The sequence below is a fragment of the Microbulbifer maximicatervae (SeqCode) genome (genome assembly GCF_052467505.1).
Genome location: NZ_CP174313.1, coordinates 3,029,860 through 3,049,791 on the forward strand (window position 1 = coordinate 3,029,860; position 19,932 = coordinate 3,049,791).

Below are 19,932 nucleotides of genomic sequence, written 5' to 3' on the forward strand. Positions count from 1 at the left end.
AATACAGCTTCACTAGACAGTAACCTTGCGTTAACAGCCATTAAGTAACTGAGAAAGCTTATAGACAGGTATTTAATCCCCTAATATTCACCCCGAAAGAGTAAACACTATTGAAACATTAAAAATCGCAACAAATGAATTATTCTTTTAGCGGTAAAGACTTTGACTTAAAATCGGTATAGGTTCTGAGAGCTAGGCCATATAGGCATGCACAGCAATCTCACAGTAAGTGGCAGTCCATTTAACTTAAGATAACTTAGGTGAAACCAGATAAGATAAAAATAAGCTGGCCTCCACCTTTAAATAAAGCCTTCAAATGATATAAGCACAGCATATTGCTTGTACTATTATCACTCTGAATTATTGATACTTTTTATATTATCCGCAAAAGTAATATACGTAATATTTCAGTCAGAATTGAAGACCCGTCTTACTGCATCAAAAGCACAAATTTGACAGCGTCATCGGGTCTATTTCTCTCAATGCTTAACATTTTTGGAAATGTTAAAAAGTTAATAAATTTGAATACAATACCTTAATTCACCACAAAGAATAAAGATCCCAAGGCTGGTTAAGAAATGACATTCACATCCACCTTTAGAGTTCAAGAGTAGAAATGGATGCGGTTCCTCCAAAGCCAACCCCCTCAACTCCCACTCCCTTACACAGTAGAGGTTGAAGATCCAGAGCTATTAGAGAGCAGATCCTTTTAGCCCCAGGGTAAGATGAGAATATGCACTTAGAACAAAATGCCTCTATTTGCCATTTCACAGGATTTAACCCAATTTTTAACCCCAAATTTAGCAGTTTCCTCGCTCAAATCCCGCAGATTGCCCCTACTCGCCCCGATTGCTAAGATGCGCGCCTGCCGCTATGGCCCGGCTCCCCCTTTGGTTCCGTATTGCGACACTGGGGCTGCCAGCAAACCGATTTTTCCCAAGCGTTACCCTCGCCTATCCGCAACGCGGAGGCCCGAGGCTTTCCACAGGAAAAGCGGTATTGAGGCCAGGTGCTATTTTTAACCGCGAGCGCACCGCGACGACTCCCTGCGACTACAGGAACGAAGTTTATGACCCAACCATCGCTGCAGCAGTTGGAACAACACGACGCCTTTATCCATCGCCATATTGGCCCCGATGCCAAACAGGTAGAGGCCATGCTGGAAACCCTCGGAGTTGCCAGCCTCGAAGAGCTGATCGAGAAAACCGTGCCCGAAGCCATTCGCAAGACCGATGAGCTGGATCTGGCCGACGCGATCAATGAAGTTGAGGCCCTCGCAGAGCTGAAAGATATCGCGGCGCGCAATAAGATCTACCGCACCTTTATTGGTATGGGCTACCACGACACCATTACCCCCAATGTGATCCTGCGCAACGTGTTGGAGAATCCGGGTTGGTACACCGCCTATACCCCTTACCAGCCGGAAATTGCCCAGGGGCGCCTGGAAGGCCTGCTGAACTTCCAGCAGATGATTATGGACCTCACCGGCATGGAACTGGCCAACGCCTCCATGCTGGATGAAGGCACCGCTGCCGCAGAAGCCATGGCCATGTGTAAGCGCCAGGTCAAGCGCAACAAGTCCAACGTCTACTTTGTGGACCAGGACTGCCATCCGCAAACTATCGCCGTAGTTAAGACCCGCGCCGAACACTTCGGCTTCGAAGTCGTTGTCGGCGACGTGGAAAAAGATATCCCCACCGAGCTGTTCGGCGCACTGCTGCAATACCCCGGCAGCACCGGCCGTGTACGCGACCTGAGCGATATTATTGCCAAGGTCCACGAAGCCAACGCCCTGGTAACCGTGGCCGCAGATCTGATGAGCCTGGTAGCCCTGCGGGCACCGGGTGATATGGGTGCGGACGTAGTCGTCGGCTGTAACCAGCGCTTCGGTATCCCCATGGGTTACGGTGGCCCCCACGCAGGCTTCTTCGCCTTCCGCGAAGCTTACAAGCGCTCCGCACCGGGCCGTATTATCGGTGTGTCCGTGGACAGCAAAGGTAAGCGCGCGCTGCGTATGGCCATGCAGACCCGCGAGCAGCACATTCGCCGCGAGAAAGCCAACTCCAATATCTGTACCTCCCAGGTACTGCTGGCGGTGATGAGCGCGTTCTATGCGATTTACCACGGCCCCGAAGGCCTGAAAACCATCGCTGCCCGCATCCAGCGCTTAGCAGATATTCTCGCTTCCGCCCTGCAGCAGGAAGGCTTTAACCTGGCCCACGACAGCTGGTTCGATACCCTGAATATCACCGTTGGCGCCAAGCAGGAAGAGATTTACCAGCGCGCCCTGGCCGCAGAGATCAACCTGCGTAAAATTGGTGAAGACGCTCTGGGTGTGAGCCTGAGTGAGACCGCCACCCTGCAGGATGTGTCTGACCTGATCAATGCCTTTATCGGCACCGAACACAGCATCGACCTACACACTCTGGACAGCGAAATTGCCAGCAAGGGCTCCCTGGGTGTACCCGCCGCCCTGGCGCGCGATACTGAATTCCTGACCCATCCGGTGTTCAACACCTACCACTCCGAAACTGAGATGCTGCGCTACCTCAAGTCTCTGGAAGCCAAGGATATCGCCCTGAATCACTCCATGATTCCCCTGGGCTCCTGCACCATGAAGTTGAATGCCACTGCGGAGATGATCCCGGTCACCTGGCCCGAGTTCGGCAAGCTGCACCCCTTCGCACCAGTAGATCAAGCACAAGGCTACGCGGAAATGTTCCGTCAGCTACAGCAAATGCTGTCCGCTTGCACCGGTTACGATGCGGTGAGCCTGCAGCCCAATGCCGGTTCCCAGGGTGAATACGCAGGCCTGGTTGCTATCAAGAAGTACTTCGAAGCGAAGGGTGAAACCCAGCGCGATATCTGCCTGATTCCCGCCTCTGCCCACGGCACCAACCCAGCTTCCGCCATGATGGTGAGCATGAAAGTGGTTGTGGTTGCCTGTGATGATAAAGGCAATGTGAATATTGAAGACCTGAAAGCCAAAATCGAAGAGCACGGCGACCGCGTTGCCGCACTGATGGTCACCTACCCGTCCACCCACGGGGTGTTCGAGGAAGGTATCCGCGAAGTTTGCGATCTGGTTCACCAGGCTGGCGGCCAGGTTTATATCGACGGTGCCAACATGAACGCCTTGATCGGCGTCGCAGCTCCGGGCCAGTTCGGTGGTGACGTATCCCACCTGAACCTGCACAAAACTTTCTGTATTCCTCACGGTGGCGGCGGCCCCGGTATGGGTCCGATCGCTGTTGGCGAACATCTGAAGCCCTACTTGGCGGCCCACCCGGTGACTGAAGTACCGGAAACCAAGCTGGATAACGGCACCATCTCCGCCGCTCCCTGGGGCTCCGCCAGCATTCTGCCGATCAGCTGGATGTATATCCGTATGATGGGTAAGCAGGGCATGAAGCAAGCTACCGAAATGGCAATCCTGAACGCCAACTACGTGGCCAAGAAACTGGGTGAACACTACTCCCTGCTTTACACCGGCACCAATGGCTTTGTTGCCCACGAATGCTTGGTTGACCTGCGCCCACTCAAGGAGGCCAGCGGCATCACTGAAGAGGATATCGCCAAGCGCCTGATGGACTTTGGTTTCCACTCCCCCACCATGTCCTTCCCGGTAGCCGGCACCCTGATGATCGAGCCCACCGAGAGTGAGTCCAAGGGTGAGCTGGATCGCTTTATCGAAGCGATGGCAACAATTCGCCAGGAAGTGGAAGATGTAACCAGCGGTAAATACACCCCAGAGGACAATCCGCTGCACAATGCCCCTCACACCCTTGAGGACGTGATGAGCGAAGAGTGGACCCACAGCTACTCCCGCGATATCGCTGCGCGCCCGGCGGCGTGGTTAAAAGAGCACAAGGTGTGGCCCGCTGCCAACCGTATCGACAACGTATACGGCGACCGCAACCTGATTTGTTCCTGCCCTCCGATTGAGAGCTACGCTGATTAAGATCTAACACTCTCACAGGTGGATTTAAAAGCGGGCTTAATGCCCGCTTTTTCTTTGTTAACGAAAATCATTGGACTCGACTTCTTGCTCAAAAAGATCCTACCCACCAACGACGGACACTCTCAGAAAGCAATAGCAAAACCCCAATGATCAGTCGAAGGCTACAACGTAATATAGGCCTGCGAGGATATCGTCCAGGGTAAGCATATTAGCTTACAAAATTAATACGCTAGTAAGTGCAACTCGAAAAGAATTAAGCCCTCAACAGACTGTAAGCTATTTAAAGAAACTTGCAGGCATATCGTTACATCATGAGTAGATCTACCGACTAATTTATTTAGATCAGGCAAATGGTGGAGACTTGTACAAGCACCTTAGGCGGATTAGTTCAGAAGAAACCTGCGTGCGCAGCTTCCTACTCCAGCATGAATCAATTCAATGTGCACATTAAGAAGCCATTAGTTCGCCGGTTGAATAATAGTCACATCCACAATAACACTTTCATGCAGTGCCATACCATTCTCAGGAAATTGTTTATTGATATCCTCAAATAGAATCGCACTCAGCTAGTTAATCCCCAATAAGTGACGAAAGTTAAGGATCGTTGTTTTGTGAAGATCGGACCATTCAAAGGCAATCCAGCGAAATTACATATAGATTCAACTTTATATAGCGCGTCCAACACATCCGGACCCTGAGGTTGGATCGCAGCCATACAATGAATACGCCTCTCCTCAAGAGCACTAAAACTCAATTCGAGCTTCTAATCCAGGCTATGTTATGAGTATACCCATCTGAGAAAGAAACGTTTCTCAGCGAGTTATGAAGCACTTTAGATTGTATTCTGCTTCGCCAAAAGGTAAAGCGTATGATCTATCGTACTGAACACCACCAAGTTGGCCCTTTAGTCAAAATTACATCGGATTACAATAAAGAGCGCTTTTCCAAAGAAGTCCGTACAAGATTCCACCTAAATACGTGCACTCACCTTACCCGAGTTGACATGCCAGCCTTATTGCGTTATACGTCCACATTGGAACTTCTATAGTTGCCTTGTATTCTAGAGTGAGGGTATCTCTGCATTAGCTTAAATAAGAAATATCAATAACTAATCTGCTACTTAATTAAAGTTAAGCGATCAGCCATAAGCCCCTGCCGAATGAGGAATACGAATATTGATGTAATCAGTAGCTCTTTTGGGAATGATTCCCTTATAGGTCAAGAATTTATAAGTAAGGACATTGTACAATCGCGCCCCCTGAAGAGGTTAGATTACATAAAACTTAATTGAGCTCTGAGGATAGTTGATTGGTTATATTGGTCACTTACACTAGAGTCGTTTTATAGTTAATATATTAAATTGCGAGATGTTTTATGAAGTTATATCTGCACATTGGAACAGAGAAAACTGGAACAACCACTATACAAGAGGTTTTATTCAAAAATCAGAACTTCTTGAGCGAGCGGGGATTCCACTTTCTACAATGTGCCGGCGTAAAAAACAACAGAGCCTTACCTGCATACTGTGTTAATGATGAGAAAAGTGATGACTTCTTTAGAGCTAGGAACATTACCACAATTGAAGAAAAAATAATATTTCGAAAATCGCTAAAGGAAAAGTTAGACAAGGAACTTAGCAACCTGCCTGCAAACGTTCACTCTGTAATCATTTCAAGTGAGCACTTCCATTCAAGGGTAAATACAAAAGAGGAGGTTAATAGAGCTCTTGAGTTAATGTCCGAATATTTTTCAGATATTTCTGTCATTTGCTACCTCAGAGAGCAATCTGCGGTTTGTGAATCTTTATACTCAACATCTATCAAGTTTGGTTACTCCCAAAGTTTAGATTTCATGTTAGCCCAGTGTCAGCCATCTAATATATACTACAATTATTATGACATGCTATCTAACTGGGCAAGCGCTTTCGGATTGGAAAATATAAATCCTAGAATATTCTCTAGAGACTTCTTTGTTAACAGCGACCTTATTGATGACTTTTTTTGTCAACTAGATCCAAAACTATTAAAGGGATTATCAAAGGATGTTGATAAGGAGAATGAATCTCTAACTCAGCTTGGCCAGACCTTGGGGAGAGCTGTTAATAGGGTTACACCTAGATATCTTGCCGATGGGACCCCAAACTCACTTCGAGCAAAAGTATTTGATATTATTTATCAGGAATTTAAAGGTAAAGGAGAGCGTGTTTCCCAGGAAAAATATGATGAAATTTATTACTCCTTTGAAGAAAGTAATAGACAGTTAAATAAGGAATTTTTTAAGTCTGAGGATGATATTTTTGTGTATCGGATGCGGAACACAGAGAAATCTGAGCCTGCGGGAAAGGAGCAAGTTGATAGCTTTGTTAAAATCATACAGTCCTTGATGATCGGCTATGCGGGATTACCCGGTCGCTATGCAGGCTTCCCCGATTATTACGCAGATGTTTTTAGGGATGCATCAATTAAATTGGAAACTGTAGATTTAAAAGCTTCTTTGGGGCTTATGGAGATTGCACACTCGATACGGCCTGAAGGAGAGGTTATCAAGAGCAAGCTCGAAAAGTATAGAAATTCCATGTAAAGACTAAACGTTTATTTGAAATATACTTTAATGGTTTGACTCTAATTTCAAACTACTCTGTATTTGAGATTAATTAGGGGGCATACCGCCCCTTTTTTTGACTAATGTCTCGTAAAGCTATAAAGCGGATACGCGAAATAGACCTCTGGCGAACTAATTCAGACCAAATCTGATACATCCTCTTAACTAGTTTTGATGTATATACCTATACCTAAAAGCGAAAAACTCCATAATCTATACTAATGATCGTATCATCTAACAAAAAACTGGACTGCTAAATTTGGCAGAAGAGCTTCAAAGTTTTCAAACTACTGAGTGTATCCAGAGACACTTTCTATCGGTACATGGAAGCCCTTTCAATTGTCCGCTATCGAGTTCACAGTATCATGAAAAAGCTAGGTTTGGCAGTAGAATTCAAGAAGCGATTTACACTGACGACAGATAACAAAACACCAACTTCTGATTGTGCAAAACCTTCTGAATAGGGAATTATCACTGAGTGTTAAAAATCAAGTTTGAACTACTGATATTGCGTATATCTGGACTGTGCAAGGCTGGTTATACTTGGCGCTAGTGATTGGTCTCTATTCACACCGGATTGTTGGTTTGCATCTAGATCGCCAGATGGAAACGGCCTTGGAAAACCGTGCATTGCTAATAGCTGTCAATTTGCCTACGCCACCAAAAGGTCTTTTCACCGCTCTGATCGAGGCAACCAGTATGCCAGCCATACCTACCAAGCACTGTTGAAGCGACATGAGATGTTATTCTCAATGAACCGCTAAGAAAATTGTTGGGACAACGCTCCGACTGAACGTTTTTAGCAGCCTGAAACGGGAGTGGCTAACAGAAAATCTCTATAACAACAAGGGAGAATGCGATAATCGATGTAAGAGCCTATATCGCTTATTACCACACACGCAGAATACATACAACGCTGGAGGATGTAACCCCTATCGAATTTGAGAAATGTGCTTAATGAGGTGTTCGGTTGGAATTGACCACAACATATCGAGACGCTGCTAAAAAATTCCTACGAAACCGAGGGCAAAACCTTCGGTAGTACAATTATCTGTCCACCACCCTTCAGACTCATAAGCACGGAATGAGCGTACTTGGACTCACAGCTGCTGCATGCCCGGCGGCGTGGTGGCAAGAGTGCTAAGTTTGGCCGACTGCTAACCTTATCGATAAGGAACCAGCTACAAGCCTAAGATACCAGCCACTTATACCCATTACCCCCCTGCGTACCTTTACTAAATCATAGCAAAAACTAACCAGACAATTAATCTGACAACTCAGTTGTAACAAATTAACTTACCCTCTCATAAAATAAGCTAATTAACACCTATGCTAAGCTAATTCTTAACAACCGTTCTGGCATCGGTGGTGTCCGAAGTGAGACAAAGACAAGTCGGGGAATAAGTGCTGACATATCGAATCTCCAATTAAACCGGTAATTGAATTCAGCCAAATAACTCTGTACTTACTTCGGTTTAATTGCATTATAGGTGCTACGTATTGCACTCTATAAATCACCGAGAACCGTATTCACCCAATAAAATTCAGGCCCTCAACAGAATTCCGACCGCCACCACAAGCAATCTTGTCATGTGCACATCCAGCAGTTATAACGGCATTGAAGCACGCAAGACCGCCAGAAATCACTGTGCTGCCGTTACAGAGGTGTTTTTTGCTCCATGCAGAAATCTCACTGCTCCTGAAACCCTTGACAATAGGGAGCTTGATACGTCTTGATCGCCCTTCCTTGGTGGTTTCAACCGCAGCCACAACAGGGGGTTAACTTTAGCTCCACGGCCAGATTTGCATTCTGTACGCTCCCCCCCCCCTGAAATAAACATCATCCAGCTCAACGAAGCCAAACAGCTTATATTGGCGGTCTTGCTCCATCATCACCTGCATGAGTTTGCGCTTCATGCGCCAAGTTGCGTTGTATGAGATACCCAAGTGACGTAACAACTCTATACAAGAGATGCCTTTCTTATCCTGGGTGACGAAAAAAAATCTCAAGTAACAAGGGGCAACTTGGTAGAATCGAAGATCATACGGGAAGTGATCGATGTCTGACGCCGACATCGATCCTAGATTGCCAACATAAGTGACACACGCCTGCCTGCTAGAAATTCTAGTGGGCTCAAGTAATTTAGAATCTTTCTTGGACGAGTGTTTATTCGGAACACTGCTTCGTCAATACGGCTTTGGGGTATCTTACCAATCTTCATACCCTTCGGGAAGAAACGTCTCAGTAGACCATTCGTATTTTCGTTTAATCCACGCCCCCAAGAATGATAAGGCTTTGCAAAATATATTTTGCACCCCAGTTTCTGTGTAATCGCTTGATGACCAGCAAACTCCCCTCCGCTATCGAAGGTTATCGTTTTACATATTGCCTGATACGGCTTCAGCATCTTCTTAATTGCCCGACTTAATGTCTTCTTACTCTTGTTGGACACGCAACGAGTGAGCAACAACTTAAAGACTCGCTCAACTAAAGTCACAAGATAGCCATCCTGGCCATAAACCGTATCGCCCTCCCTGTGGCCGAGCTCGGTGTTTCCATCAACAATCGTAGGCCATTCTTCAATATCAATACGCTCCGGAATGAGCTTTGCCCCTGCTTCAGAGCCTGTACGCCTTCGGTAGACTTTGTCTTTTCGTGGAAGCCGCAGCCTCCAACCAAGCTAAGCTATCCAGCGATAAATAGTAGAACAACAGACCGTTCTCTCACATTTCTCAAGTTTCATCCGACCAGCAACTTGTTCGGGGCTAGCATTTTTTAGCTGATGGTCGATTTGCACCTTCATGACGAAATCAAACTAGGTGTACTTACGGGCCCCATATCGCCTCTGCAGCACCTGACGATCAACGCTTTCAGTACAGTAAGGATGAAAGCGATTGAGCTGTAGTGCAATGGCTCGAGCCGAATAGCCCTGTCCATTGAGGACTTCGATCTGGTATCGTTCTTTCAGGGTAAGCTGGTTGATATAGGTTCCCATGAAATTCATGGCTTGTTTGTGTGGGAGCTGACTAGCCTACAGCCAGCTGGCCTCCTTCGCTATCGCAATGCATGTCGGTTATTGTGGGAATCTAGGGATTACATTATGTGAGCTTTCGGTTAGATATATCACAATACTTGTCATACCCACAGTGAGGACAAGAAAACCCTTTTGGCCAACACCACTGGCAGAGAGCCTCGAAACACTGCTCATCGGTATCACATTCTTGGAGGAATTGAGTCAAACTAATGCCTTTCTGGAACTGCACCTTATTACGAGCCATGATCTATTCCCTTATGAATCGACCAAACAACTGTATTTACATACAAGTTTATATGAATTAACAAGGATGGAAATTAGCTAAAACAATGAAAGCTAAAGCATGATAAATTTTACTATCGCTAATCTAATAAATTCATTTTAAAATAACTCAACTGTGAATTAAGCCTATATGGAGCAAAAATGAAACCACTTGATAAATTAGGGACCCTCTGATCAACGAAGCATTTTTCCAGAATTAAGCTGAGCTGCTTGAAAAATTCACTTTATTACGCACAAACGCGTAATTTGCGCGTAATAGTCCACTAATTTTTCATCTGAAACCCTCAATAGGTGGATTTCAGGCGAACCACCCCTAGGCAGCCAAGTATTTTCTCCCTATTATTAAGTTGGTAAAGCCTGCCAGTAAGCACAGCCTCTCAGTATTTTTTACCAGTCCCCGATAGCGGACCTTGTCATAACCAAATACCCGTTTGATGTAGCGGAAGGGGTGCTCGACCTTCGCTCTTATCTGCGCCTTGATCTTTTCCGCTTTACGAAGTGCATCACGCCCTGGAAGAGTTTTTAGCTTGCTCGGCTTCATTGCTATATACCAATCCGCCTCCCGCTCTTTCAACTCTTCACGTTTCTCCGCACCAATGTACCCAGAGTCTCCCCAGATTCTTTTCTCCTCCCCGTGGAGAACTCGCTCTGTAGTTGTGACATCATGCGAATTCGCTGCTGTTGTATCTATGCTATGTATTACTCCGAGCACATCATCAACCCCGATATGCATTTTCATTCCAAAATGCCACTGATTGCCTTTCTTTGTTTGATGCATTTCTGGATCACGTTTTTTCTTTTTATTCTTGGTTGAAGTTGGCGCAGAGATAATAGTGGCATCTACAATCGTACCTTCACGCAGTACCATGCCATTCTCAGCAAGATGCTTGTTGATTTCATCAAAAAGAGCTGCACCTAGCTGATTGAGCTCCAGTAAGTGGCGAAAGTTAAGAATCGTTGTTTCATCGGGAATTGGGCCGCTCAAAGTCAATCCAGCAAAACTACGCATGGATTCAATTTCATACAGTGCATCCTCCATAGCGGGATCACTGAGATTATAAAATAGCTGCATGCAATGAATACGGAGCATGACACTCAATGGATATGGCTGTCGGCCACGTTTGCCTTGTGGATAGCAAGGAGTGATCTGAGCTTCTAGTCGCTGCCATGGGATGAGGGCTTCCATTTGAGAAAGAAACTTCTCTCGGCGAGTTATACGGCGCTTTAGCTTATATTCTGCTTCGGCAAAGGTGACTTGGTGCATAATTCATCGTAGTCTTGATGGGTAGGTGAATATTACCAATATTGGCTTGGAATTATTCAGAGGTTCCTTAGATCGAAGATTCAATCTTAAGAATGGAACTTTCAACCTGGACGATGGTACACTTTTCTTACGACAGAAAGGTAAATCCCAAAATCAATTTGCATATCTTCTAGGCGAGCGAACACTTAGCGATAAAACTATAAACAACTTCAACCTAAATATAGATAGAAACAGAGACTACTGTTACAAGAGAAACATACCTTATCGACATGTTATCTTTCCCGCCAAAGCCATTGCCTACCAGGATATATTTCTTCAGGAAGGTCTAAAAATAACCCCAATCTATGGAAAAAAGCACACTCGAAAATCTGTTTACTACCCCGGAAATATCGTTGAGCCAATCGATTACTTCAAAAATGATTCCCACTGCTCTTTCTTGGGCCAATATAAGATTATGCAAGAAGTACTCCACGGTCTCGGTATCGACCTGCATAAGTTCACCTACAAAACAAAAATCGAGCAAAACAGGGGGACCTAGGGAAAATGCGAGGAGACGCACCTATAGACCTTCTTTCATTTGATTGCTTCACCGAAATAAAACCAGAATTAGACCGATTTAACCTATCAAAGGCTCTGCAGGGAAACACAGGGGGGATATTTCTAACAATAAACCAAACAGCCCCCATTAAAAAACGTATATTACTATTTGGCGACAGTTATTTTCAAAGTTGCTTGAAATGGCTATCTCATATATTTGAAGAAATAATCTATTTAAGATCACCATATATACTTCCAGATGTAGCAAGCTCTCTTTCCCCTGATTTAATTTTAACTGGAAATGCAGAGCGATATCTAGTAAACACTCCAAATGCAGAAAATGATGTGCCCTTCTTTATTAATTACATCCACTCTCGTTTTGAATCCAGGAAATTAGATGAACATACTCTCTCTGCGTTCCAGAATATTTTCTCTGGTAGAAACTCCATAAGCTACTTAGAGTGGAAAGAGACTTTAAGAATCTCCCACAAGAAAACCCTACTCAACCTAGAAAATAATCATTTACTCCAGTTATGCGAAAACAACAATATATTAATAGACAGGATTAGAGATACTGCCACATCCCTGGAAAAAACGGACATGGAAGAAGCCTATCGGCTTATGTCTATTGCTCACAAAGCTCGGCCAAGTGGTATATTTATACGCAGAAAATTACAGGAATATATATTGTTACTTAACCCATAAAAAACTTAAAAATAAGGAGCCGTGAGAATTTTCCTGACAATCAATAACAGCTCATAAGTGAGCTCATTAATTACTTTTAACGGATTGGCAGCGGGCTTAAGGCCCGCTTTTTTCGTTTTTATTGGGCTTAATTAAATTTCGACCACTTTCAAAGCCCCCCATTTTCCCTCTCAATCAATGGTAAGGAACACCCAATGAAAAGCGGCAAACAAAGAAGAACCGAAATTAAGCAAGCTCGAAGAAAAAGAATAGAGAAGTTAAATAGAGGCAAGATCCTTGATCAGTTCAGTGGCCCCATTCCCGACTGGGCTATTGCGGTAGATAGAGCAACAATTGTGCACCACTCTTACTACCTTGACATTCCTCTCTACTACTTGGATCGAGAATTTCAATGTAAAGATTGTGGCTCAGATGAAGTATGGACGGCAAAGCAACAAAAATGGTGGTATGAAATCGTCAAAGGAGACTTTGAGACTTCTGCGATTCGCTGTCGTCCCTGTAGGAAAAAGAGAAACCAAGCGAAAGCAGAACAGAAAGCTCATATGGAAGCAATGGCAAAGAAAAAGCCACACCCCAATGAGGCCTTCTTTAAAAAGGGCTTTATTAAAGAATAATACAGGTGCATCCAGTAAGAACCAGAAATCGCGCCTTAGGAAACGAGTATAAGGATTGTATTTCGGAGTGTTTACAATCCACTCCGAAATAGATTTACTAAAAAAAATTAATTAATCACAACTATCAATATTTTTGAACTACTTTAGGCAATTAGGAAGTGCTGAAGTACCTGGCCATATTGTAGAAAGGTAACTGCTAGAATCTTTAGTCACATTAAATATCATAGTACCGCCACCAAGGTTATTATTCTCATTACATGATGCTAAAGCGCTCGCTGCAGAAGCACTATTCAACACAGTAGAAGCGCCAACACCCAGCTTAGACTTATCAACACCCAGATTGATATACTTCTGGATTCTTGAAGTACAACTTGAGCCCAACCAATAGCTCATCTCCCAGCCATAAGTTAGTTGATCGCCCAGTTTCTTGCCATTCCATTCAGCCTGAAAAGCATCGGCATCACTCCAGAGCGCTTTAGAAATGATTTTATTCGGAATTTTCTCTCGCAATGCACTAGTCACTTTTACCAGGGAGTCAGAATAGGTTTGGCCGCACTGTGAGTACTCATCATCAATATCAATACCATCCAGACCATATTGATCCACTGCATCTTTCAACTGCTGAGCAAAGTCATCAGCGGATTGCTCATCGGCAAAACAAGACCAACCTGCATTTTGGTGATTTCCGAGAACGCTGAGCACCACTTTCGTACCCTTGTCTTGCAAGTCTTGTACTGTACTCAAATTGTTATTGAGCAAGTCTGACACTTGGTCATTAAAATGCAGTACAGCTTTCTGACCATCGTAATTAATATTTGCCGCGAAGATCACAGCTATATCAAACAACTGGCTGCCATCGCTCTCTGTAAAGCAGCCCGCATTGCCCAGGTTATTACTATTAACTTCTACGTAAGCAACTTTAGGAGCTAACACACTTTCCTGAGGAGTATCAGATTTACACAGAGTTGAGCCCAGCTCACGGATTTCATTCTTACGTGAACCACACCCATACCCGCTGCCATCCATGGAGGCATTATCGGCAAGATTTGCAATTTCCCAGTCCCCCAGGACGGAACACAGCTCATCCTTATAGATTTGAGCCTCAAGATAGGTGACCGGGCTTGCATCAGATGCACAGCTGCTTCCACTAACAACTTGAGGCGCTGAAGGTTCGGATTTACACAATGTCATGGATAATTGGCGACTTTCATTACTCGTCAATTGGCAATTATTTCCCAGATGTTCTATTGAGGACCCGTCTGATAAACCAACCAAATCACCATTACTGAGAAGATCACAAAATTCATTAGGATAATTAAGCGCTTCAGAATAGCTTACTGCTGTAGTGTCCGAGGGACAGTCAACCGAATTAACCACTTCAATATCTGCGTATGCACCAGTCTGAAATAAAATGGTGGCACAAGCAGCCTGCACTGCTCTACATGTCGATTGTTTCATATTTATGCTCATTTTTATTATGTAGTTATGTAAATTCTGTAATCTAATATCGATAATCAAAAAAAATGGTGTAGAGCTTACACTCTACACCCAATACTACGATCAACGAGGTATTAGAATTTATAGTTTGCACCAATATATAGTCTGCGCCCAGAGTAATTATAATAAGTCATTCTGTTTTCCTGCTTCCAGAACCCCTCTGCCTTTTCCTCCGTTAAATTAATGATAGATGCCGTGAAATTGAGGTTTTCATTGAAGGTAAAGCTGACATTAAGATCAAGCTGCCCATAAGCTTTATCGTATAAATTATACCCTTGGTGAAGCCCCCCAGCTCGATCATCTTTCCAGTTATAAGATGCTCGCACACTGTACAAATCATTTTCATAATAACCGGAAAGATTGTACTGGTGCTTAGCCGTTCCAGGAATTTCTGCCTCAGTTTCTTCACCATTAACAAACACCCCTGAAGTACTGGTGTCGGTGTAGGTATAATTTGCCATTACACCAAAACCACTTTCGAACGCGTGTTGTGCAAACAGCTCAACGCCTCTTGAAGTTGCCTCAGCACCACCCGTTTTTGTGGTCATGTCGACTTCAATGGGTCCATTGCAGCAATTGTGCTCACGTAATACAACTTCAGTTGTGGTTATAGGAAGGTTGCTGATATCCTTACTAAATAATGTTGCCCCAAGTGCGGAAGCATCAAAGTAATACCATTCAATTCCCAGGTCGAATTGATTGGAGAGCATCGCTTCTAGCCCAGTATTTGCTGAAGTGCCAGTCCCACGGCCGGTCCAAGAATCCGGCGAGTTAATATTTACAGGGGGGCCATAAGACTCAGCCTGCCCCAAATCAGCATAACTAACTCGAGACATGGTTTTTGCTGCAGCAAATCGTATTACAAGGTCATCAGTTAGATCCCAGGCAATATTCAAACTTGGTAGGAAGTTTTCACTGTCAGCACTTCGATTATTTGCATTGGTGATATCTGTCTCTTGACCAATGATGTCATCGTACGTCGAGGTAGTTAAGTCGGTATTAACATAGCGGACACCAAAGTTACCCCGGAAGGCTTCCCATTCAAAATCTGCCTGTGCGTAAAGTGAAAATATTTTTTCCTCGATGGTATAGGTACCGGATAAGACAGGAACTACAGTCCGGGTAAAATTATCACTAACGTAGGCTTTAAGCGCATCTATATCAAAAGGCAGATAGTTAATAGCCCCGGTATCGCCTGCGCTATTATCGATTACGCTGCCGCCAAGTAAGATTGAAGTGTCTGGATGAAAATCCGGGTTGTGGAACCATTCGGTACCCGACAACCACCCACGATAACCACCGTTATCCGAAATACCGTCATCCCACAGGAAAGTATCTCTTAGGGACTTGGCTTCATGATCTCGGTATTTAGTACCGACATAGATTTTGTTAACTACTCCCCAATTGGTATCAAATCCCAGGTCAAGCTGATAATAATCTTCCCTATCCCGATTTTGGGTAGCGTCAGAACTAAACCAGTCATAGTATGGATAGGCCTCCTGATCCGAGGTGAGATCTGTAGAGATTTCGTAGCTAGGTTCCCCGTCGGCAATAGACCACAGCCAACTATTTACGGAACCATAACGTGCATCCATATTTGCCATGATTCTTTCGGAGACACCTCCTTTTGCAGAGCTGCGCCCAATATTCACTGCTGCTGTGTAAGAATCACCTTCATACAGAATTTCGAGGTCGAATGTATGAGATTCTGATTCACCGTAGCTATCCTGCCCGGTCAATTGCGGAGACATTAAACCTCGCTCTACCTCAACACCACCATTGACATCAGCATCACCCCAGTTATCAGCATTTAGCAAACCGTTATCACCGTTGCCATAGGTAACTACGGTATCCCCTTCCAGCTCAACGCCAAAGTAGGGGTTATGGTTATCATTCCATTCTGCTAAGGTGAGATTCTGACTACGGGTATCGTATCCCAACTGGGAACCGAAATAGTTCAGAGCAAATTCCAAGCGCTCAGTTGGCCGCCATTGAGTGGTAATTTGATAACCATCCCTGGCCCTATCCTGCTCATGATTACCAATACCCATAGCTCTGGGCGCCCAAACATTGTTGTAAACTTCACCAGTTTCCTGGTCAACAATTGCCGGACGCTCAGCACCTTCAACCGTATCTGAATGGAATCGCCAATGACTCGCGTAGTTTTCAATTGAGGTTACGGTTCTGTCCTGCTTGGTATAGCCAGCCAGGATACCGAAGGTTTCACTCTCATTTTTCCAGGAGTAAAAAGCACTATATTGAGGTTCCCACTGCTCATTAGTATCTGAGTAAGTGGTTTCAGTAGTTATAACACCCTCACCAGAATCCATTTCCAGAGGCTTACGACTGTGTAGAATAACCGTTCCGCCAATTCCTCCTTCATCAATTCTAGCTTCCGGGCTTTTGTAAACTTCTACTTTGCTAATCATGTTGGATGGCAGCAAAGTGTAATTAAAGCTTCGAGATGGCGCTTCTCCATCAGAGGTTGCAATGTAGTTTCCATTTAACTTAGTCAAGGTCCACTCGGCACTGGTGCCACGAATACTGACTCGACTACCCTCTCCACCACTGCGTGTAATTGTGATCCCTGGCACGCGCTGAAGAGAGTCTGCAACATTCTTATCCGGGAACTTGCCCACATCCTCGGCGGTTATCGCGTCTACAATAGCATTAGAATCCCGCTTAATTTCCAGGTTTCTGGTATTACTCTCAAGAATTCCGATTACCTCAATATGATCCATCGGTTTGTCTTTCTCAGAGATATCATCAGCAATCGCCACGCTACTAATGGCTAATGAAATAGCGGAGACTAGCGATTTCTGCTTAATCTCTCGGCTCCAGATTTTGACCATGGTTCGTCTATTATTCTTGACTGTTTTCATAGTATCCCAACTTTCTTTTCTTATAAGTTTTTTAAAAGAGCCCCTCTCCAAATTGGAGAGGGGCGAGAAACCGTCAGGGGACCCTAAACCCCGTAATGACAGTCCACTTGTTGAGCACTAAAACCCTAAGAAAAAAACGGGATAAGGGGGTAATAGAAACTGAGACAGGAATAGAACAAAATCGGCGTTTGGATTTTTGGAGAACACTAAGGGAAAGGTATAAGAAGGTATGAAAGGCCAAAATTCGATTATGGATTTACATGATATTCAACAAATAGATAAACTATTTTTAAAGAGAAGAAAGCCAGCACCAAACCATTTCAACAAAAAACTTCTATTGATTATCCATCTCTAAGTAGTTCAGGAATGGCCTATCGCATTCAAAGTTGAGACTGAACTTCTTCTCTATAAATAGCGGGAAGCTGCCCAAACATGGTCTTGAAATGTCTACTGAAGTAACTGTGAGATGGAAATCCGACACGGTATGCGATTTCAGAAATTGGCCGCTGAGTGTCCACCAGCATACGACGGGAGTTCTCTAACCTAACCTCTCTGACAAACTGCATTGGAGTTTTCTCCAAATACTTTTTAAATCGCCTCTCAAGGGCGCTAACAGACAAACTGGCTACCTCTGCTAGCTGTTCGACAGTAATCGGCTGACTGTAATTATTTTTAATATATTCAACAGGCTTTTTCAGCTTATCCATTCTGGAGAGCGTTTTGACCGTTTCATTAAGGTCGCGAGCTACGCCATAGGTACCAATAATTTTTCCAGTGGAATTCTTTAGTGGGCGCTTGGATGTCGTAAACCAAACCAACTCTCCACTTTTCCCTATATTCAACTCCAGTCGATCTGTAATCGTTTCGCCCTCCATCACTCTTTGGTCATCACGCATATAGTTTTTTGCGAGATAAGAGGGAGAAAAATCCATATCAGAGCGGCCCACAACCTGATTAAGGGACTTGCATCCAACATGCTCAATAAACTCTCGGTTACAATGTACTACGTAACCAGAATCATCTTTTACCCAAAAAATAATATCTGATATTAAATCAAAAACCGCAATAATCTGCTGGGTAGACACCATTTCCAATATTGATTCAGACTTCATTATTATTATCTACAATAGCTGGTAAAGAGTCCCTTTTATTACTGTACAGATCCAGCAAGCAGAAAAGGCACTAAAAAGCGCCTTCTCGGCACTCTCCCCGCACCTCACCACCATATGCGGAAATAACCCGTTCAATTTCAAAATAGCCACGCTCACAGAAACCGCTTTCCAACATCTTTTGTTCGAGAGCCCAATCTAAATAACGCTCTACACGGTCACTTGAACGGCCTCCCAAACCGATAGTATCCCGCTGCATTCGACGTTGAGAACTAGGCTGGTTTGAGACTGGGGGAGGAAGATCCTGTCGATCCTTCTCAAGAGTAAATGTAAAACGCTTAGCTCCATTTTGAGCAATCTCAGTTACAAACGACTCTTTCATTCCGGGAATCGGCTTGTTGCTGGAACAGGCACTGAGAAAAATAGGTAACGCTAGGCTAGCGGCAATAAATAAACGGGCCTGAAAACTGCTAATATTTTTATTATTCACTCAAAATCCTCTCTAAACACTAACCTGCTTTACTACATCGAGCGCAAAGTTAGTATTGTTTACTGCGTTTCTATTTAAATACCACTGTTTTATTTCCGTGTATAAACACTCGTTCCTGTAAAACTAGTTGCAGCGCTCGAGTCAAAACCAATTTTTCAACATCCCTACCTGCATCCGCCATGGTTTCTGCAGAATAGGCATGATCCACATGTATTACATCCTGTTCAATGATCGGCCCTTCATCCAGATCATCGGTAACAAAGTGCGCTGTGGCTCCAATAATTTTTACTCCACGCTCGTAGGCCTGCTGATAGGGCTTGGCGCCAATAAATGCAGGAAGGAAAGAATGGTGGATGTTGATAATGCGTCCACTATAGCGAGCAACAAAATCAGGGGTCAGCACGCGCATATACTTGGCCAGCACCAAATAATCCGGGTTGTACTCATCTACTAAGGTGGCCACTTGCTGCTCGTGAGCTTCGCGCTCCATCCCCTCTGCAGAAATACAGTGGAAAGGAATATCAAACTTCTGTACCAGCCCCTCCAGATCCGGGTGATTGCCGATAACAGCCGCGATCTCCACATCCATAGCGCCGGAATAGCACTTCATCAGGATATCCCCCAGGCAGTGGGGCTCGCGGGTAACCATCAGCACCAGGCGTTTCTTCCGCTCTATGGATACCAAGCGACGCTCTGCCCCCTGGGGCAGTGTCATATCCAGATCTTCCAGGAAGGTGGCATCGTTAAAGATACCCTCCAGGGCAGTGCGCATAAAGAAGCGCCCCTCAACCCGGTCCACGAACTCATCATTTTTGATGATGTTCAGCTGGTGCTTGTAGCAAATATTGGTAATCTTTGCGATCAGGCCCTTATCATCGGGGCAGTCGGTCAGCAGTATCTTCTTTTCCATGGTCAAATTTCAGGCCAAATATCCAGAGTCCAGACTATACACTAT

The 19,932-nt window shown here is 44.6% G+C and carries 10 protein-coding genes and 3 pseudogenes; 4 read left to right on the plus strand and 9 right to left on the minus strand.

What is annotated here, in order from left to right; all coding sequences use genetic code 11:
• Positions 1-1,069 precede the first annotated feature (1,069 nt).
• Both gcvP and ACJJIN_RS13505 read left to right on the plus strand, forming a co-directional pair.
• On the plus strand, positions 1,070-3,961 hold the full coding sequence (gene gcvP / locus ACJJIN_RS13500; protein ID WP_444895063.1) for an aminomethyl-transferring glycine dehydrogenase: 2,892 nt from the start codon (positions 1,070-1,072) through the stop codon (positions 3,959-3,961).
• 1,374 nt (positions 3,962-5,335) lie between these two features.
• Positions 5,336-6,541 carry a hypothetical protein gene (locus ACJJIN_RS13505; protein ID WP_444895064.1) on the plus strand — a complete coding sequence of 402 codons (1,206 nt, stop codon included), beginning with the start codon at positions 5,336-5,338 and terminating at the stop codon, positions 6,539-6,541.
• Positions 6,542-7,889: 1,348 nt separating this feature from the next.
• Here the strand turns inward: ACJJIN_RS13505 and ACJJIN_RS13515 are convergent.
• From ACJJIN_RS13515 to ACJJIN_RS13530, 4 genes and pseudogenes are all read right to left on the minus strand, one after another.
• Positions 7,890-8,643 (minus strand): annotated as a pseudogene (locus tag ACJJIN_RS13515) (IS1595 family transposase); the annotation flags it as partial.
• Positions 8,644-9,558, minus strand: a pseudogene (locus ACJJIN_RS13520) (IS30 family transposase).
• A 109-nt stretch (positions 9,559-9,667) separates the two neighbouring features.
• A pseudogene (locus ACJJIN_RS13525) lies at positions 9,668-9,841 on the minus strand (transposase family protein); the annotation flags it as partial.
• 351 nt (positions 9,842-10,192) lie between these two features.
• Positions 10,193-11,143, minus strand: coding sequence for an IS5 family transposase (locus tag ACJJIN_RS13530; RefSeq protein WP_444895065.1), 951 nt, complete (start codon positions 11,141-11,143; stop codon positions 10,193-10,195).
• Positions 11,144-11,686: 543 nt separating this feature from the next.
• On the opposite strand from ACJJIN_RS13530, the gene ACJJIN_RS13535 reads away from it, so the two are divergent.
• Both ACJJIN_RS13535 and ACJJIN_RS13540 read left to right on the plus strand, forming a co-directional pair.
• Complete coding sequence (locus ACJJIN_RS13535; protein ID WP_444895066.1) at positions 11,687-12,385, plus strand: alginate O-acetyltransferase AlgX-related protein; 699 nt, start codon at positions 11,687-11,689, stop codon at positions 12,383-12,385.
• Between the two features lie 194 nt (positions 12,386-12,579).
• Positions 12,580-12,999: a zinc-ribbon domain-containing protein gene (locus tag ACJJIN_RS13540; protein WP_444895067.1), complete on the plus strand. Its 420-nt coding sequence runs from the start codon at positions 12,580-12,582 to the stop codon at positions 12,997-12,999.
• A 138-nt stretch (positions 13,000-13,137) separates the two neighbouring features.
• Here ACJJIN_RS13540 and ACJJIN_RS13545 read toward each other — a convergent pair whose 3' ends face one another.
• The 5 genes from ACJJIN_RS13545 to purU form a co-directional block, all read right to left on the minus strand.
• Positions 13,138-14,517, minus strand: coding sequence for a glycosyl hydrolase family 18 protein (locus ACJJIN_RS13545; RefSeq protein WP_444895068.1), 1,380 nt, complete (start codon positions 14,515-14,517; stop codon positions 13,138-13,140).
• 53 nt (positions 14,518-14,570) lie between these two features.
• Positions 14,571-17,378, minus strand: a complete 2,808-nt coding sequence (locus ACJJIN_RS13550; RefSeq protein WP_444895069.1) for a TonB-dependent receptor — start codon at positions 17,376-17,378, stop codon at positions 14,571-14,573.
• A 380-nt stretch (positions 17,379-17,758) separates the two neighbouring features.
• Positions 17,759-18,490, minus strand: a complete 732-nt coding sequence (locus ACJJIN_RS13555) for a PAS domain-containing protein (RefSeq protein ID WP_444895070.1) — start codon at positions 18,488-18,490, stop codon at positions 17,759-17,761.
• Positions 18,491-18,560: 70 nt separating this feature from the next.
• Positions 18,561-18,977, minus strand: a complete 417-nt coding sequence (locus ACJJIN_RS13560; RefSeq protein ID WP_444895071.1) for a hypothetical protein — start codon at positions 18,975-18,977, stop codon at positions 18,561-18,563.
• A 70-nt stretch (positions 18,978-19,047) separates the two neighbouring features.
• Complete coding sequence (gene purU, locus ACJJIN_RS13565; protein WP_444895072.1) at positions 19,048-19,887, minus strand: formyltetrahydrofolate deformylase; 840 nt, start codon at positions 19,885-19,887, stop codon at positions 19,048-19,050.
• Positions 19,888-19,932: the final 45 nt, after the last annotated feature.

What these genes read in the sequence shown, in the direction of transcription:
- ACJJIN_RS13550 (WP_444895069.1), bottom strand. Translation starts at nt 17,378, where the DNA reads ATGAAAACAGTCAAGAATAATAGACGAACCATGGTCAAAATCTGGAGC.
- ACJJIN_RS13540 (WP_444895067.1), top strand. Translation starts at nt 12,580, where the DNA reads ATGAAAAGCGGCAAACAAAGAAGAACCGAAATTAAGCAAGCTCGAAGA.
- ACJJIN_RS13505 (WP_444895064.1), top strand. Translation starts at nt 5,336, where the DNA reads ATGAAGTTATATCTGCACATTGGAACAGAGAAAACTGGAACAACCACT.
- gcvP (WP_444895063.1), top strand. Translation starts at nt 1,070, where the DNA reads ATGACCCAACCATCGCTGCAGCAGTTGGAACAACACGACGCCTTTATC.
- purU (WP_444895072.1), bottom strand. Translation starts at nt 19,887, where the DNA reads ATGGAAAAGAAGATACTGCTGACCGACTGCCCCGATGATAAGGGCCTG.
- ACJJIN_RS13535 (WP_444895066.1), top strand. Translation starts at nt 11,687, where the DNA reads ATGCGAGGAGACGCACCTATAGACCTTCTTTCATTTGATTGCTTCACC.
- ACJJIN_RS13530 (WP_444895065.1), bottom strand. Translation starts at nt 11,143, where the DNA reads ATGCACCAAGTCACCTTTGCCGAAGCAGAATATAAGCTAAAGCGCCGT.
- ACJJIN_RS13555 (WP_444895070.1), bottom strand. Translation starts at nt 18,490, where the DNA reads ATGAAGTCTGAATCAATATTGGAAATGGTGTCTACCCAGCAGATTATT.